Origin of the sequence: Dinoroseobacter sp. S76 (assembly GCF_049801095.1) — a bacterium.
Classification (GTDB): Bacteria; Pseudomonadota; Alphaproteobacteria; order Rhodobacterales; family Rhodobacteraceae; genus Dinoroseobacter.
The window spans coordinates 1-16461 of record NZ_JBNAGH010000010.1 but is presented as its reverse complement, the minus strand read 5'-3'; the positions used below and the strand labels follow the sequence as shown (position 1 = coordinate 16461).

The following is a 16461-nucleotide window of genomic DNA, read 5'->3' as shown; positions in this document are numbered from 1 at the left end:
CTGCGCCCACCTCCGGGCCGATCGCCGCCATTGGCATTCAGGCGCAAGGGGGCGATGATCGTGCCGATCTGACGGCGGAGGCCGGGACCGTCACTGCCAATCGGCTTCGGTAATCCCCAAGGCTTTGATGCGGGAATGCAGCGTGGTTGGCTTCATGTCGAGCAGGCTGGCCGCCCCTGTGGCGCCCGAAACCTTACCCTTGGCCGACCGCAACGCGGCGACGATATTGCCACGCACCAGGGTTTGGACCTCCGCCTCGGTCATGATCGCCTCGGGGGATTGCGACCCACCGGCAAAGCCGAGGGACAGCTCGACTTCGAGCTTCTGCCCCTTCGTGACAATCGCGGCCCGTTCGATCACGTTCCGCAGCTCACGCACATTGCCGGGCCAAGTGTAGGCCTCAAGCTCCCGCATGACGCGGGCCGGGATCGCAGGGACCGGGCGGTTCAGGCGTCGACAGGCAACGCTCAGCAGATGCACGGCGAGCAATGGCACGTCCTCGGGCCGGTCGCGCAGGGGGACGGAGGTGATCGGAAAGAGGCTCAGATGCATGAACAGGGCCTCGCGCAGGCGCTGCGCCGCGAGCGGCCCCTTTGAGGACAAGGTGGTCGCGCAAATCACACGGATATCCAGCGGTTTTTCGCGCGTATCCCCGACGCGCCGGACCGTGCTTGTCTGCAACGCATGGAGAAGCTTGCCCTGAACCTGCTGAGGCAGATCCTCCACATCATCCAGAAAGAGCGTGCCGCCTTGAGCGAGCTCCAGCTTTCCGGGTTTGTCCTGCTTGGCGGCATGGGGTCCGCCGCGCACCTGCCCGAAAAGCTCGGCTTCCACGGCTTCGGGCACCACGGAGCTACAGTTGAAATGAATAAGCGGGCGGCGCGAGCGGGAACTGGCCTTGTGGATCTCGTTCGCCATCAGGGTCTTGCCCGTCCCGGGTTCCCCGGAAATCATGACCGTCGCATCGGTCTTGGCAACCAGATCGATGCGCGCAACGATCTGCTCGATGGCTGCCGATTTGCCGATGATGGTGTGATGCGCCCGCTCGGAATTGATCTCTTCCTGCAGATAGGCGTTCTCTTGCTCGAGACGGTCGCGCAGCTCGGCAACCTCGCCCAGCGCATTCCGGAGCTTCTTTTCGTTTTCCTTCCGCTCGGTGATGTCGCGAAAGATCACAACGGCCCCGGCGAGGATCTGGTGATCGTAAATCGGCGTTGAAATGTATTCGACCGGGATCGGTTTGCCGTCCTTGCGCCAGAAGAACTCGTCCTCGATCCGATTGACCTGCTCAAAGCGGAAGGACTTGTAGATCGGGCAGTCGTGGTGGTGGTAGTGATCGCCGTTCGCATGGGTGTGGTGCAGGATCGAGTGGATGTCCTTGCCCAGCAGATCCTCGGTCGTCCAGCCCAGCATCTCTTGCGCAGCGCGGTTCACGAAGGTCGCCTTGCCCTCCGCATTGAGGCCGTAGATCCCCTCGCCCGCCGCGTTCAGGATCAACTGGTTGCGCCGCTCCAGATCCGCGAAGAAGCTTTCGGCCCGCTTCCATTCGGTCAGGCCTGCGCGATGCAACTCGGCCACTTCCGTCGCCTCGCGGCGCCGGTCCAGATCATCTAGATCCGTCACGGTCAGGACTACCTTCCCGTGCTGTCCCGGCAAGGGACGCCCGCGCAGCTCGGCATGCACCGGGGTGCCATCTGGTCGGCGGATGGCGACTTGGCGTGTCCAGGCGCTGCCGCGACTGTCGATCTCGTCCAGAAACACGAGGAAATGCCCCGCGCTCTCCCCCAGAAGGACCGAGAATGGTGGTGTGTTGAGGCCGATTCCAAGCAGCTCCCGCGCCGATGCGTTCAAGGCGAGGATCTCGTCGCTCCGGGTGCAGAGAATGAGCGCCGCTTCGGGGACAGCGGCGACAATGGAATCGGGAATGAGCGCCAAATCGGACATGGGAGACACATAGCTTGCGGATCCTCACACCACCTAGCGAGATTTCGTAAATTACGAATTCTCGTTACAATCGCTGATTGATCCAACCGATTAAGGCACTGATTTCAGGGTAATTTTCACAGCGCACAAATAAATGGCGCATGCTTCATTCTGGTTAACGGCTTTCTCATACTGACCCTATCAGCGCTGCAAAAGAGGTTCTGAGAGAGACCCGGAGCAGCGCGGCCCGAGGAAGGTAGTCACCACCGTGTCTGCGGTTCGATCACATATCAAAGGTGCTCAATGACCCACTTTAAAGATCCCTTTAACCCCAATATCGACGTCTGGAACGAGTGCGGCGAAGCCTCCGACGCCCCCGCCGATCCCTATGCCGGGCTGACGCCGGATGATGCGGCGATCCTGCGCAAACGGGCGAAGCAGTCGTTGAACCCTGAGGTCGGGATGACCCGCGCTCTGGAGAGCTCGGTCATGCAGGGCCTGTTCAAGACAGATATCTCGCGCCGGGCCTTCCTGCGCAGTGCGGGTGTCACGGGGGCGCTTGCTGCGGTTGCCACGGTCTTCCCGCTCTCCTCGCTGCAGCTGATGGCCGAAGAGGCCATGAAGAACCTCGAGAAGACCAAGCTGACCCTGGGTTTTGTGCCCATCACCTGCGCGACGCCGATCATCGGTGGTCACGCGCTCGGGTTCTATGAGCGCTACGGGCTGGACGTCGACATCGTGAAAACGGCCGGTTGGGCGGTCTCGCGCGACAAGTGCCTGAACGGTGAATATGACGGCTCGCACCTGCTCTATCCGATGCCGATGGCCATGTCCCTGGGGATCGGCTCCACCGCACAGCCTTGGCGCGTGGTGTCGAATGTGAACACCAATGGTCAGGCGATCGTTCTGGCCAACAAGCATCTGGACAATCAGGATCCGGCCAATTGGAAGGGTTTCACCTTCGCGGTGCCGTTTGAATATTCGATGCACAACCTCCTGCTGCGCAACTACGTGGCAGATGCCGGGCTCGACCCGGATCGCGACATCCAGATCCGCGTGGTGCCGCCACCCGAGATGGTTGCGAACCTGCGTTCGGAGAACGTGGATGGCTACCTGGCGCCCGACCCCTTCTGTCAGCGCGCGGTCTATGACCAGGTGGGCTTCATCCACAAACTGACGCTGGATCTGTGGAAGCAGCACCCGTGCTGTGTGTTTGGCCTGTCGGAGAAATTCATCACCGAAAACCCGAACACCACCATGGCGCTGACCACCTCGATCCTCGAGGCGACGGCCTCCGCAGAAACCGCCGAGGGCCGCGTTGCCTTTGCGGAGTCCATGGCGCCTGCCAACTACCTCAACCAGCCGGTCGAGATCCTCAAGCAGATCCTCACGGGCGTGTTCCCGGACGGCCAGGGCAACATCAAGGCCGTCCCGGATCGGATTTCCTTCATGCCGCTGCCCACCCAGACCATGAGCACATGGGTCCTGTCGCAGCTGCGCCGCTGGAACTACATCGAGGCGGATACGGATTACGCGACCCTGGCGGAGGAGCTGGTGCTGACCACCACCACCCGCGAGCGCATGCGCGCCATGATGGCCGCAGATCCGAACCTCACCTTCTCGGATGTGGATCAGGACGTCTTCGCGCCCGTGACGATCCAGGGCCGCGAGTTCGCCCCCGGCAACGCGCAGCAGTTCATCGACAGCCAGCCGTTCAGCCGGACGGTCTGATCCAACGCTGCAAAGACACCGGAGCGGGGCAGCGACATGCCCCGCTCTTACGACGATTTTTCCTGGAGGGTCGGCATGGTCCGGAACTTTGATCTGCGCAGTTCGTTGCTGTCGTTGTGTATCCTCGTCGCGGGCCTGTTCATTTGGCACGCCGCAACCTACGTCCCGGACACGGGACCGATTGGCGTTGTGCTGACGGACGACCAGCGCGATGCGCTTCTGGCCAAGAACATGCCGGCGGAGGATATCGAGCTCTATTCCAGTCAAGGCGTGGAGTTCCCGCAGCTCGAGCAGATCGCGGGCCTCGGCCTCTCGCGCGAGACCATTGAAATGGCAGGCGGGATCCGGGCGCTGGGGATCAGCGTTCCCGATGAAAATTCCGCGCCTGCCCCCGGATCGCTCTTCCCCTCACCCGCCCAGATCGGTGTCGAGCTTTGGGCGACCATCACCGACCCGTTCTACGTGGCGGGCACGAATGACATGGGCTACGGGATCCAGATCGGCTACTCCCTGCTGCGGGTCGTGATCGGCTACGCGCTGGCGGCGGCGGTGGCCATCCCGCTCGGCTTTCTCATCGGGATGTCGCCCTTGGCCTACAAGGCGCTCGACCCCTATATCCAGGTGCTCAAGCCGATCTCGCCGCTGGCCTGGATGCCCATCGCGCTCTTCACCATCGGTGATAGTGAGCTGTCATCGATCTTCGTGATCTTCATCTGCTCGGTCTGGCCCATGCTGACCAATACCGCCTTTGGCGTGGCGTCTGTCCGGTCCGACTGGATCAATGTGGCGCGGACGCACGAGTTGGGCGCGTTCAAGACAGCCATGACCGTGATCCTGCCCGCAGCTGCCCCGACGATCATCACGGGCATGCGGATCTCCATCGGCATCGCATGGCTGGTTATCGTGGCCGCCGAGATGCTCGTGGGCGGCACCGGCATTGGCTACGTCGTCTGGAATGAATGGAACGGTCTGCGACTGGATCGGATGATCGTCGCAATCCTGCTGATCGGCGTCATGGGCATGCTGCTGGATGGGCTCTTCGCCCGCCTGCAACGCGCCGTGGCGTACACCGAATAAAGGGCCCTGATATGGCGAAACCGTTTCTTTCGATCGAGCGTCTGACCCAGCGTTTCCCGGATGGGGCTGGCGGCACACTCACTGTCTTCGAGAACGCGACCTTCGGCGTCGAGAAGGGAGAGTTCGTGTGCATCCTGGGCCATTCAGGCTGCGGCAAATCCACGATCATGAACATTCTGGCCGGGCTGGCCGAACCCACCTCGGGCGTGGTCAAGATGGACGGGTTCGAGGTGTCCGGGCCTTCCTTGGATCGGGGCGTTGTGTTTCAGAACTACTCGCTCCTGCCCTGGCTCTCGGCCCTGAAGAACGTGACCTTCGGCGTGGAGGCCCGGTACAAAGACTGGTCCAAAGCGCAGGTGGAGGAACACGCCCGTAAATACCTCGCCCAGGTCGGGCTGGAGGGCGATGTGGTCCACCGCAAACCTTCGCAACTATCCGGCGGGATGCGCCAGCGGGTGTCCATCGCCCGGGCCTTCGCGAACCAGCCCAAGCTGCTGTTGCTGGACGAACCCTTTGGCGCGCTGGACGCGCTCACCCGGGGGACAATCCAGGAAGAGCTTATCAAGGTCTGGAGCCAGACCGAGCAAACGGTCTTCATGATCACCCATGACATCGACGAGGCGATCCTGCTCGCGGACCGGATCCTGCTCATGACCAATGGCCCCCTCGCGCGGGTCGCGGAATCCGTCGAGATCACGATCCCGCGCCCCCGGAACCGGACCGAGATCGTTGAGCATCCGAACTACTACGCGATCCGCAATCACCTCGTGCAGTTCCTCGGTCAACGCTCCAAGGAGCTGGCAGGCCAGGAGAGCAATTCGGAGGATCAGCGCCCCGAGACGGTCCATATCGACAAAACCGACCCCGCCCAAGTGGACGACCCTGACCCTGTGCCTGCCCCTGCGCTGCGCGCTGTTGGAGACTGAGAATGACGATAGAAGACCCGATCCGCCCCCCGGTCCCGCCCTTCACCTTTGAAGAAGCGGTGCAGAAGGTCCGGATGGCCGAAGACGCTTGGAACCGGCGCGACCCCGAGAAGGTGTCCATGGCCTATACGGCGGACACGAAATGGCGCAATCGCTCCGAGTTCCTGAACGGACGCGAGGAGGTGCGCGCCTTCCTGACCCGCAAATGGGAGACGGAGAACGGCTACCGCCTGATCAAGGAGATCTGGGCCCATGAGGGAAACCGGATCGCCGTGCGCTTCTGCTATGAATGGCACGATGAGGAGGGCAACTGGTTCCGCGCCCATGGCAACGAGAACTGGCAGTTCGACGAGAAAGGCTACATGGCCCAACGCCATGCCTCGATCAACGACGTGCCCATCGCCGAAGCGGATCGCAAATTCCACTGGCCACAGGGCCCGCGCCCGCTCGACCACCCTGGGCTGACCGAATTGGGCCTGTAAGGCCCGGAACACATTACCGAGGAGACCCCCATGAAAGATACGTTCGAGGTGCCCGCCATGATGACGAAAGAAGACGTGACCATGATGATCCTGTCGGCCAAGAAAACGGCCGGCCTGACCTGGGAAGAGATCGCGGAAAAGATCGACATGTCGCCTGTCTGGACCCACTCGGCCTGCATGGGCATGAACGGCTGGCCCAAAGACAAGGCGGAGGCGATCGTGTCCCTGATGGGGCTGCCGCAAGAAGCCGTTGGCGTTCTGGAAGAGCCGCCCACCAAGGTCTGGGAACAAGCGGTCCCGACCGACCCGTGCATCTACCGCCTCTATGAGATCGTGGGTGTTTACGGTCCGACCATCAAAGCCCTGATAGAAGAGAAGTTCGGCACTGGCATCATGTCCGCCATCGATTTCGACATGCAGATCACCAAGGTCGAGCACCCCAAAGGGGACCGCGTGAAAGTCGAAATGTCGGGCAAGTTCCTGTCCTACAACTCCTGGTAATAGAATCGCGGCCAATCAGGCCCATCCCAATGGGCCTGATTGTGCGTGCAGGAAGTCCCTCGATTTACGAGAACCCTCGTGGGATCCTCAAGGCACTCGCATGCCGAGCGGCAAGCTGCGCTTTGCGTTGCTCTGGCGTGAAATCGGGTTCGCCTTTCAGCCTTTCTGCCAACTGATCAAGCGTCAAAACCTGCCGTTCAGGCGCGTTGGGTGCCTTCGGCTCTTCTCCCGGGGCGTGCGGAATGCCCTGCCAGCGCATGAAGACAAACGCTGTGGAGGCACCGGCGGGGTCCAGCCAGTTTTCAAATCCGGGGTCCTTTGCACTGATTACAAAGCGGTATTTGCCATCCTCACTTTGATACGCCTGTTTCGTCGTAAGGCTCGTTTGCCGACGGCGAAAATCGAGGGCGTTGAACCAGAGATCACCGAGTTGGATACCCTGATACCGCGCGTCGGATTCCTCCACCGTGATGAGGACTGCCGTGTCGGGGCTCATCCGGAAATGACCGGCGGAGTTATACTGCCCCGGCAAGCCTTGCCCGGTTTCTCGCGGCGGGCTGATATGGTTGGCGGGTAGATTGACCCTGAGTTGCTCGACGAACTTTATCCAACCTTTCGTCGAGCCCGTCAGATAGTTCGCCGCCCGGTCATATTGCTGGTTCACCAGCGCAGGGGTCGGCAGCGGATTGGGCTGGCCGATGGTGTCGACGCGTTCAATCCGCCATGTCCCGCCCGTTTCCGTGTCCCAATCCATCAGGCTTTCCCGGATCAGGATACTGTTCGCCCGCAAGTCCTTTTTGGTGTTGCAAAGCCAGTTCTCCCCCCGCTTCAGGTCGCAGGGCTTGGTGTCGCTGATGATGATGGTGAACTCACCGTTCCGCTTGACCGACAAGGCGCTCAGGTCCAGTTCACTGACCGGGATCGGGCTCGTCAGGTCCACCTCAAAGCCCGGTTCGCCGGCGCCCACTTGGATCTGCAGATCGGCGCTGGTCCCACGTTTGCCGTGGATCACATAGGTCCCGGGCGTGTCGATGCTCGCCAGGAAATAGAGGTTGTCCGGGTTAACAAGACCGAACTGATTGTGTTTATCCAGCCGACTGAACTCGGGAAAACAGGGATCGTGCAGGACAAATCCCTGGTCCAGCGCGGCTGCGATTTGGTGCTTGAGTTGCCGTTCGGCAGCAGCCTCTTCCTGCTCTGGATTGGCGCTGTATTGCATCCAGGGTGCCAGCGACATGCTGTGCCGGGCCTGCTCGATCGCGGCCGCAAACCGCTGTGAGCCCGTTGGGCCGGGGGGCGATGCGACCGGCGCACTCTGTTTGAAGGGTCGGCCCGAAGTGAATGGCGTAACCGGGTCGCCAAACCCGCCGCCACCTTCGATCAAATCATTCGATGTCTTTGCCATGTCCATTGCCTTTGCGCGTTGGTGTTTCTGGATCGGCCAGCAGGCCGGATCGCTCAAAGGTCGTTTGGGCGCGACGAAGGGTTCAAAGAAAAATCGAAAAAACTCCCGGGGCTGGATCGAGGCCCTGCCTCTTTTCCCGATATCCGCCACGGGGCAGCGCCCCACTGTCGATCACACCGGACCTTTGGCGCCGCGATTGCGCTTTGCCTCGAAGCCGCTAGGCTCAACGCGCCGGAGCATGTCGTGTCAAACGCGTGGCCATTCACTAACCATCTTGCAGCAAGGGACGCGCTGACTGATGCCAAGACTGATTACCGAGTTCGGAGTTGGGACCTCCCTGCGTCGCGGCGACTATACGGAGGCCGTGAAGCGCGGCATCAAGGACGCCCTGTGGCACAACTCCATCAACCTGGCGGAGCTTTTCGGCTTCGAGAAAACCGATATGCAGATCCGCGTCGATGTGGGGGTGCAGAACCCCGGCGCCGTAGAGATTGCCGAGCTGGAAACGGTCTTCCCCTATGGCCAGACAGAGTTCCACATCACCAAGGGCGGGCTCGACATCCCGCGCCCCGAGGGCTCGGGCAATCCGACGATCATCGCCAATGTGGCCCTGTCGGTCAGCTTTGACATGGAGCGCGCGCAATGAGTGAGCAGCGTTTCATCATCGAGATGGGTACGGGCAACGACCAGTACGGGCAGGACTATACCAAAGCCGCCGCTCGGGCGATCGAGGATGCCATCCGCCATTCCTCTCTCCCGATCTTCGAGGCTGTGGGGCTGTCCCATGACCAGATGCGTGTTCAGGTGACCGTGGGCGTTCAGGAACCCGAGGCCGTGGACTGCGCGGCCCTGGCAACGAAGCTGCCGCGGGGGCGGGTCACGGTCCGCGCCGTCTTGGGGGGGCTGAACGTCCCGAACCCAGACACGGGCGGTGTGATCGTGATCGCAAGTGCGGCGGTGGAGGCATTCTTGCCACCGCAAGACGGATGGGTTCTGCAACGAAAGGCAGACTGAGGGGAGCCGCCCAAACGCCCGGGTCCGATCGTTTATAGCGCACACAATGCTGTGCGGCGCGAAACGCATCCGACTTATAGTTCGGCTTCCATCGGCAAATGGCCGAAGCACGCAACCATCGATCTCATGGAGCGCGGACCGCAATGCGCGCGTCTGACAAAAGGACGCGCACGTTCGGTGAGCGCGGCAGTCAAGGCTAGGGGCTCTGACCCGCGCGGAGACAAGGCAGACCGCGCGCGGTTTGGCACATCAACCCGCGTTACATAGACCTCAATCCCCTGACGTCGCTCTCTCGCCACATGGTTTCGGAAGGCTGCTTTGGCGGGAAGGCGTTCATCTGCAGACGGGGCTCTTCGCAGCGCTTTTGCCCGCCCCAGGACTGACGCGACCTGGGTGTCGAAACTGGCCCTGCACGCGCCCACCCAAAATAATCTCGAAAAACTTTTGAACCATTCCGCGCCCTCTCGCGACCACCGCACACTTGGCCGGCGCCATGCGCAAAACAGCGCCTCTGAAAGGTCGGCACGAATGTGTTGAGGACGAACCCAGAATGGAGACCCCAATGTCTGATCTTACACTTTTCCAGCTTATTTTCGGCTTTTTCAAAGGCGATCACATCACCGGATCCGATGGCAAAGATATTGCTTTCGGGCTTTTCGGCGATGACAAGATCTCTGGCGGCGCGGAGGCGGACAGCCTCTTTGGCGGCTTCGGCGCCGACATCGTGATCGGCAATACCGGCAATGACCGGATGTTCGGTGGCGCGGGCGACGACCTGCTGGTTTGGAACAACGGCGATGGTTCGGACCTGATGCATGGTGGCGACGGCGTGGACCGCCAGCAGGTGAATTTTGACACCGACCTTGTGAATACCGATCTGCAGAATGACGATGTGGCGGCCTTTTCGGTCACCGATGAGGGGATCCAGTTCGCCCGGATCGAGGTGAACGGCCAGACCGAGCGGGGGCTGTTCCAGCTCGATATCCGCGAAACCGAGGTGCAGGAAACGAATTTCGGCGGTGGCAATGACACCGCGATCATCGGCGACGGGGTGCTCAACGCGATCCGGCTGCAGCTCGATGGTGGCGCCGGCATCGACACGCTCGATTTCAGCGGGATCACCAGCAACATCTCGGTCAATCTCGACAGCGGAACTCTTGTCAGCAACGCGTTCTTTACAGATGGCGTTGAAGACCTCGAACCTGCTGTTGAGAGTTCGAAGGCGATCGGGTTCGAGAACGTCATCGGCACCGAGGGCGGCGACCAGATCATCGGCAATGACGCGGATAATGTGATCTCCGGCGGGAATGGCGACGACCTGATCACGGGCGGCAATGGCGACGACACCCTGATCGGCAACAAGGGCAGCGACACGGTCCTAGGCGGCGCCGGTGATGACACGATCATCTGGAACAACGGAGACGGCTCGGACCTGTTCGATGGCGGCGCGGATGAGGACCGGGTACAGGTCAATTTCGACACCGACCTCGTGAATACGGACCTGCAGAACAAGGACGTGGCCACCTTTGCGACCACCGCGGAGGGCGTGCAATTCGCCCGTGTCGAGGTCAACGATCAGTCGGTGAACGGGCTCTTTCAGCTCGACATTCGCAATACTGAAACGCTCGAGACCAATTTCGGCGGCGGCGACGACACTGCGGTGCTCGAGGGCGATGTGTTGAACGCGATCACGCTTGATCTCGACGGCGGTGCGGGTGTCGACACGCTCGATCTTGGTGCCGCCTCCGGCCCGGTCAGCGTGAACCTCGCCACCGGAGTGATCGAGATTGACAATGGCCCTGGCCCGGACGGGGTCGCCATCAATTTCGAGAACGTCACCGGCACGGACAGCAATGACATCCTGACCGGGAATGACGCGGACAATGTGATCCGCGGCGGGTCGGGTGACGACACCATGCGCGGGGGTGCGGGCGCGGACACGTTCCTCTTCTTCCAGGAGGACGTTGGGACCGACGTGATCCTGGATTTCGAGATCGGCATCGACCAGCTGGCCTTTGCGACCAATGACCCGGATGTGACCGAGGCCAACCTCCTGGCGAGCCTCACTCAGGCGGGCGACGACGTGGAACTGGCCCTGAACAACAAGCTCATCACTTTTGAGAATGTCGAGGTTGCCGATTTCTCCGCCGACATGTTCCTGATCGCCTGAGCGCGCCCCGGAGCAACTCTGACCCCGCCGGCCTGGCCTGGCGGGGTTTTGCTTGAAGGATCCGCTTTCGTTGAGGATCAGCCTCCGCAGACCCCGTCGGCCCGGGCCAATCCGAAACCGAAGGTCGGATCGCGGCCCGATCTGCCCAACTCGGCACTGGTGCGGGCCAGCAGGGCGCGCACCTCGCCCGCGCTTTGGGCTGTCACCACGTCTGGATCGGCAGCCAGCCGGGCCGTCACGAACGGGGTCGCGATCGAGGTGCCGGTGACAAACCTCATGCTGTCACCCTCGCCGATCCGGACATCCACCCCCGGGGCGGCCACGTCCACATGGGGCCCACGCACCGCGTTCCGATACACCCGCTGGGCCGCATCCACGGCCGTTACCGCAATCACATCGTCGAAGCCCGCCGGGTACATCGGGTCCACAGCCGGGCCGTCATTGCCCACCGCCGCCACCAGGATCAGCCCGCGCGCGCTCGCCCGGGCCACTGCAAGATCCAGAAGCTTGTTGTAAGGCCCGGCCAGGGCGAGGTTGACCAGCCGCACATCCTCCGCTGCCAACCAGTCGAGCGCACGAACCAGCGCCTCTGCGCCTGTGACCAGATCCCCGGTGCCCGGCGCACCAAAGACATTCGCGCTGTAGAGCGTCACATCGCGCAGCCGCGCCGGGTCGGCGAGGATGGAAGCAACGTCCGTTCCGTGGCGCGGATCCGCCGACGGGCCGTCGAAGAATTGCCGCGTCTCGATCTGCACTCCGGCGAGGGTCGGCGTCGTCGGATCGATAGCGGTGTCGATCATACCAATAGCCATCTGCGCCCGGCACGCCCCCACGGCCCAGCCCATCAGCCCATCGGCATAGTCGAGCCCCTGCACCGCCCCGGCCTGTTGCGGGCGATAGGCGTGGTTCAGACCAACCACCGAGGACGGCACCGCGGCCTCCAGCGAAGCAATCGCCTCATCGCCGGTAGTCCCGTCAGGTATACGGTAGGTCATCATCGTCAGGCCCAGCCCGGCAAGCCGCGTGACGCCGACCTCACGATAGCCCTCCGCCTCGGTCTCGGCGCGCATCAGAGCCACACCCGGCGCATCGGGCAAGAGCGCGATCACCTGCCGAGGCGTCACGAGGTCCTGCGCGTCCCGAGGTGTTGCTGCATCCTGCAACGCGGCGCATCCCGCAAGCAAAAGAGCCACGACAAGCAGGGAGAACCGCGCGACCCGAGACAATTGAACTGGCATGGCACTCTCCTGCTGCTCGCCCAAGAAGCGGGGGACACAACGCAAATCCTTGGTCAATGCCCCCTCGTTCACAATAGTTTTGAACCTTCTGCCCGCTTTGTGCGACAACCAATTGTAACGGCCAGAAAACGAGCGGAATACCGTGGATCGCGAACAGGACATTCTCGACTACCTGCAGGACCGGATGCCCCCCGAGGCGCAATCCGCCTTCGAGGCTGAGATGACGCGCGACGCCGCCCTCGCGGCCGAGGTCGAGTTGTTGCGGAAAGTGCAGGCAGAGCTGGCCGACGGGCCGGAACATTCCGAGGCCGAAGCCGTTTGGGATCGGATCGCAGCTGAGATTGAGACCCCGGCGCCAGCCAACGAGAACCGCCGTCCCTGGGCGCAGGCGCTGCGCTACGCTGCGGTGGCCGTGCTGGCCATCGGCGTCTGGCAGGTCACGCTCGGCCCGCGCATCACCCAAGGCGAGGGCGGTTTCCGCACCGCCAGCGACGCGCAAACGGAGGCCGGGTTCCAGGTCCGCTTTGCCGAAACAGCGACACTGGCCGAAATTTCCGAGGCGCTCATGCCCCTCGGCGGCACGATTGCCGATGGGCCCACAGCGCTTGGGCTCTTGCGTTTGTCCTTCCCGGATGCCGAGGCTGCTGCTGCCGCGCGGGAGGCCCTCGCCGCGCGGCCCGATCTTGTGGAGCTGATCGCGGACTAGCGCGCTTTCCGCAGCCCCTTTTCCAGGCACCGCATCAGCGCCTGCTTGGCATGGAAAATCCGCGTTTTGATCGTGCCGACGGGCACGCCTTCGATCTCGGCGACCTCCGGGTAGGTGAGCTCCTCGAAAAACGCGAGCCGGATCGCCGCGGCGTGCGGTCCGGACAGCCCCCCGAGACAGTGTTGAAGCCGCGCGCGCTCTGCCGCCGCGATGGCCGCCGCCTCGGGGCTGGGGGCAGGATCCTCGGTTTCGGGCACGTCCTCGACATAAGATATACGCCCCCGTTTTCGCAGAGCATCGACAAGCTTGTTGCGCGCGATGGCGAACAGCCAGGTCCGCACCGAAGACCGCTCCCCGAACCTGCTGGCATTGCGCCAGACCTCCATCATCGTGTCATGAACACAGTCCGAGGCCAGCTCGGCATTCTTGGCGCGCGACATCGCAAAGGCATAGACCGCTCCGTTATGCCTCTCGTAAAGAACGCGCATCGCCCGGGTATCACCGCGCCCGATCCGCTGTATGAGCTCGAAATCGTCCAAGACCCCTCACGCGCTTGCCAACGCAGTACCCGTCGAACCAACACTGGCATCCGACACAACCGGGTTCAACGGGACGTTGCAGAGTTTGCACTGGGAGTGGCTGGTTCGTTTGTCTGCGCCGGTAGCCGACGGCGAAATCAAGTTGAACAGCGAGTGCACCGAAGCTGTCTTCGGTCAGCTTCTTTCGAGTTTCAGCAATAGGAGAAGACGGCTTTCGCCAAAGCGACGTTCGAAAGCCTTCCCGACGGCCGCTGCTCTGATCGACCCGTTTGGCTGCGCGCATGAAACGACTGCAAGACCCCGTTACGAGATCATACTCCTCGGCCAGTTCGAGCTTATCCACCCGCATTACCTCGGATCCATCACACGGGGAGATCCTTGCGCCCCGCTTCGGCTCGATGGAAGGGGACCAACTTCTGCCTGCTGATCGCTGGCGCCAACCAGACCGTCACCATACTTCCATTCATTTTGGAGCTTGCTGATGTGCCCTGGCGTGATGAAGGGATCTGTCTGGGCTTCATAGAGATGGCAGGTGCGACGCATTTCCTTTTCTCTTGCTTCTGAAAACTACCCCTCGTGCGTTTCGAAGACCCACCAGCTCGAGCCGGGATCGTCAGAATGCCGCCTTTGATTTCGGGTTTGCAATGCGCCAACATCCAGTCGAGGTATTTCAACTGAGGTCCCCATTTCCCTTTACTGACAACCCACATCCTGCGTTGGCGCGCTCAAAGCCTCCGCTCACTGCACCTACTTGAACCAGGCTGTGTTGTGACCGGAATGAGAACACTGAAAGGCACGCCGCCAATGCCCGCTCCTCTTGGCCTACATTTTGCGTTTGGCGTTTCCACCATCTGCGATCATCGCGCTGCCGGTCACGAATGACACATTGTGAGAGAGCAGAAGCAGAGCGGATTTTGACACCAATAGGAGCCGCATGAGGTAAGCTGCTTCCATAGTTTCAGCTGACGCCCTGACCTATTAACGGCACGCTGAGAAAATGGTTATCGCAGTAGAACACCGGCTCCGAAGTGGCAGCACTCGTTGGGTGCGAGCTCCAAAGCGTGCCTCGAACGCAGCGCGGCATCGCCGCTGGTGAACACACTCATGGAATGCACGCTGCGTTTCGAACTCAGGCATTGAAGCCCGCTATGAGCCCTTCGCTGTTGCAATGGGACACGCAGCTAACGCAACCAACCGCGCGTTGATTACTCTCGCGGGTGAAGCGTGACCCGGATCAAAGACCTACGCCTGTTCTGGGGAGCGCGCGGGGTCTGGGATGTACGGCTCGGGTCCAGTACGCTCCGACAATCACTTAGGCTTCTACTACTCGGCACGTAGACCAATTCCGTTTCGCAAACTTCGTTTTTGACAGCCGCACCCGAAAGTTGCGTCGCGACGGCGAGGTCGTGCGCCTCGGCGCGCGCTTTCGACGTCTTGGAAGTACTTGTGTCCCACCGAGACAGGATCGTGTCTCGGGATGAACTGATGGATGCCGTTTGGCCAAAAACCGTCGTGGGCGACAATAACCTCAATGTGCAAATTGGCAACCTGCGTCGCCTGCTCGGGGCGGATGCGATCGTCACCGTCGCCGGGCGTGGACTGCGTTTTGCGTTGGATACTCAGCCAGGCATTGCGGCGCTTGATTTGCCCGACAGGCCGTCGGTCGCGATCCTGCCTTTTGACACGCTCGGCGGAGTTCCCGATCTCGAATGGCTCGCCAATGGCTTTGTCAAGGACATCACGACCGAGCTCTCCCGTTTTCGGGATCTGTTCGTCGTGGCGCGCAACTCAGCCTTTGTGTACCGCGAGACGCCGCGAGATCTCCGCGCGGTCGCGGCCGACCTCGGTGTCCGGCACCTCGTCGAAGGCAGCGTTCGGGCGCGTCCGGGCCGCGTGCGCGTAACCGCGCAGTTGATCGACGCCGCGGATGGGGGGCATGTCTGGGCGGAAACCTTTGATCGCGACCTCGTCGACTACTTTGACACACAGGCGCACGTCGCCCGCGCCATCGTCACCTGTCTCACGCCTCATATAGGTCGTGCTGAGGCCTGTCTGACGTCAGTGCCTATGGGTCCAAACAGGGTCATTTGCTAAGAGAGAGTTTGTTGCTCATCGTAACCACCGAGGAGTGGACGATGAGAAAGACAACGAAGAGCCCTGGCGAGAAGATCGTCAAAGACATCAAGCGCGCCACGCGCAAGCAGTATTCGAGCGAAGAGAAGATCCGGATCGTGCTGGATGGTCTGCGCGGCGAGGACAGTATCGCGGAGCTATGCCGTCGCGAAGGCATATCCCAGGGCCTGTATTACAAATGGTCCAAGGACTTCATGGAGGCCGGGAAGAAGCGTTTGGCCGGGGACACAGCGCGGGCTGCGAACAGTGATGAGGTCAAAGAACTGCGCCGCGAGGCAAAGGACCTCAAGGAAGTGGTCGCTGAACAGACGCTTGAGCTGCGTCTTCTCAAAAAAAGCATGCTCGGGGATGGGGGCGACCACGAATGAGGTATGCCGCATCAGAGAAGCTGGAGATCATTCGGCTGGTGGAAGAAAGCCATCTGTCGGCGCGTCGAACACTGGCTAAGCTGGGTATCCCTCGCACCACGTTCTACCGTTGGTATGACCGATACTGCAGCGCGGTGAGGCTGGGCTGGCGGATCAATCTCCCAAGCCCAATCACGTCTGGAATCGGGTGCCCTCTGACGTGAAGCGCAAGGTTGTGGATCTTGCGCTGAAGGAAACGGAGCTATCGC

14 protein-coding genes and 1 pseudogene are annotated in these 16461 nt (G+C 61.7%); 11 read left to right on the top strand and 4 right to left on the bottom strand.

The features are described from left to right. Positions 1-90: 90 nt before the first annotated feature. Entirely contained in the window at positions 91-1944 is a 1854-nt protein-coding gene (locus ACP153_RS19510; protein ID WP_424972688.1) for a sigma 54-interacting transcriptional regulator, read from the bottom strand. 282 nt (positions 1945-2226) lie between these two features. On the opposite strand from ACP153_RS19510, the gene ACP153_RS19505 reads away from it, so the two are divergent. The 5 genes from ACP153_RS19505 to cynS all read left to right on the top strand — a co-directional run bounded on the left by ACP153_RS19505 (position 2227) and on the right by cynS (position 6640). Continuing rightward, positions 2227-3654 carry an ABC transporter substrate-binding protein gene (locus ACP153_RS19505; RefSeq protein WP_424972687.1) on the top strand — a complete coding sequence of 476 codons (1428 nt, stop codon included), beginning with the start codon at positions 2227-2229 and terminating at the stop codon, positions 3652-3654. Between the two features lie 75 nt (positions 3655-3729). Beyond that, positions 3730-4731, top strand: a complete 1002-nt coding sequence (locus ACP153_RS19500; RefSeq protein WP_424972686.1) for an ABC transporter permease — start codon at positions 3730-3732, stop codon at positions 4729-4731. An 11-nt stretch (positions 4732-4742) separates the two neighbouring features. Beyond that, positions 4743-5657, top strand: a complete 915-nt coding sequence (locus ACP153_RS19495) for an ABC transporter ATP-binding protein (RefSeq protein ID WP_424972685.1) — start codon at positions 4743-4745, stop codon at positions 5655-5657. 2 nt (positions 5658-5659) lie between these two features. Beyond that, positions 5660-6139 carry a DUF1348 family protein gene (locus ACP153_RS19490; protein WP_424972684.1) on the top strand — a complete coding sequence of 160 codons (480 nt, stop codon included), beginning with the start codon at positions 5660-5662 and terminating at the stop codon, positions 6137-6139. Between the two features lie 30 nt (positions 6140-6169). Beyond that, entirely contained in the window at positions 6170-6640 is a 471-nt protein-coding gene (gene cynS / locus ACP153_RS19485) for a cyanase (RefSeq protein WP_424972683.1), read from the top strand. A gap of 64 nt (positions 6641-6704) precedes the next feature. Here the strand turns inward: cynS and ACP153_RS19480 are convergent, their stop codons facing one another. After that, a complete protein-coding gene (locus tag ACP153_RS19480) occupies positions 6705-8195 on the bottom strand; it encodes a hypothetical protein (RefSeq protein WP_424972682.1) in 1491 nt (496 codons plus the stop codon). Positions 8196-8343: 148 nt separating this feature from the next. Here ACP153_RS19480 and ACP153_RS19475 point away from each other — a divergent pair, with 148 nt between their 5' ends. The 3 genes from ACP153_RS19475 (at position 8344) to ACP153_RS19465 (ending at position 11229) form a co-directional block, all read left to right on the top strand. Then, complete coding sequence (locus ACP153_RS19475; RefSeq protein ID WP_424972681.1) at positions 8344-8691, top strand: Lin0512 family protein; 348 nt, start codon at positions 8344-8346, stop codon at positions 8689-8691. Then, positions 8688-9059 (top strand): Lin0512 family protein, encoded by a 372-nt coding sequence (locus tag ACP153_RS19470; RefSeq protein WP_424972680.1) that lies wholly within the window; start codon positions 8688-8690, stop codon positions 9057-9059. Before ACP153_RS19475 ends, ACP153_RS19470 begins: the two co-directional genes overlap by 4 nt. A gap of 562 nt (positions 9060-9621) precedes the next feature. Beyond that, positions 9622-11229: a calcium-binding protein gene (locus ACP153_RS19465; protein ID WP_424972679.1), complete on the top strand. Its 1608-nt coding sequence runs from the start codon at positions 9622-9624 to the stop codon at positions 11227-11229. A 77-nt stretch (positions 11230-11306) separates the two neighbouring features. Here the strand turns inward: ACP153_RS19465 and ACP153_RS19460 are convergent, their stop codons facing one another. Next, complete coding sequence (locus tag ACP153_RS19460; protein WP_424972678.1) at positions 11307-12467, bottom strand: S8 family serine peptidase; 1161 nt, start codon at positions 12465-12467, stop codon at positions 11307-11309. A 142-nt stretch (positions 12468-12609) separates the two neighbouring features. Here ACP153_RS19460 and ACP153_RS19455 point away from each other — a divergent pair, with 142 nt between their 5' ends. Then, positions 12610-13173 (top strand): hypothetical protein, encoded by a 564-nt coding sequence (locus ACP153_RS19455; protein WP_424972677.1) that lies wholly within the window; start codon positions 12610-12612, stop codon positions 13171-13173. On the opposite strand, the gene ACP153_RS19450 is transcribed toward ACP153_RS19455, so the two are convergent. Then, positions 13170-13712: an RNA polymerase sigma factor gene (locus ACP153_RS19450; protein ID WP_424972676.1), complete on the bottom strand. Its 543-nt coding sequence runs from the start codon at positions 13710-13712 to the stop codon at positions 13170-13172. The two genes, ACP153_RS19455 and ACP153_RS19450, sit on opposite strands and share 4 nt — an antisense overlap. A gap of 1365 nt (positions 13713-15077) precedes the next feature. Between ACP153_RS19450 and ACP153_RS19445 the strand changes: the two genes are divergently transcribed. Next, positions 15078-15806, top strand: a complete 729-nt coding sequence (locus tag ACP153_RS19445; protein WP_424972675.1) for a winged helix-turn-helix domain-containing protein — start codon at positions 15078-15080, stop codon at positions 15804-15806. Between the two features lie 41 nt (positions 15807-15847). Next, positions 15848-16461 (top strand): annotated as a pseudogene (locus ACP153_RS19440) (transposase); the annotation flags it as partial.